Genomic DNA, 755 nt, shown 5'->3' with positions numbered 1-755 from the left:
TTCAGTTTGTAGACAAAAGGGGTTCGGAATTAAAAAATTCTGAACCCCTTTTGAAATTCCCTTTGAATTTCCGCCTAAAGTTAAGAGATTGGGGCTCTACGAGCCCACTATGTTAGGCCATTTTTGGACCTCGCCATGTCCAATTGGCCATCTTCTTTAAATTAATGGCAGCGAAAGTAAGCATCGCCTGCATCGACAATTTTTTAAGTCCCCTTAAAGTAGTCCAACGCATACCATGCTTTTCTTTTGCATCAGCGAATACACGCTCAATCGTTTCTTTACGTTTTGCATATATAGGTTTTACATCTTGATGATGACGCAGATGATCTGCTTCTTCCACATGTGTTTGCCAGATATGCCGTGTCACCACTTTTTGACAGTCTTTGCTTTCTGTACACCGAGATAAAAATGAGCATGTTGTACAAATTTGTTTTGGCGATTTGTACTCGCGATAGCCCTCTTTATTTGTTGTTGAGTACTTTAAAGTTTCGCCCGAAGGGCAAAGGTAACAATCAAAATGTTCATCGTATACATAGTCCTGTTTGCGGAAAAATCCTTCTTTGGTGCGAGGACGTGTATAAGGTAAAGCCGGTATGATTTCTTTGTTAAACAGGTAGCTTGTAATCGCTGGTGTTTTATAAGCTGCATCTGCGGCAACGGCTTCCGGTTTCCCAACTTTCTCAATCACTTTTTCAACTAGTGGTTCTAAGATCTGACTGTCATGTATATTTCCAGGTGTTACAATCGTTCCCAAT

Annotated in this window: 1 protein-coding gene; it reads right to left on the bottom strand. The window is 40.5% G+C overall.

The window, feature by feature from the left end:
* Nucleotides 1–112 precede the first annotated feature (112 nt).
* Nucleotides 113–755 (bottom strand): transposase (locus AC1DVB_RS27700; protein WP_477592058.1); only part of this gene is annotated, 643 nt, incomplete at its 5' end.

The sequence above is a fragment of the Peribacillus sp. P4_D6 genome (assembly GCF_056401795.1).
This window is presented reverse-complemented; position numbering and strand designations above follow the sequence as displayed.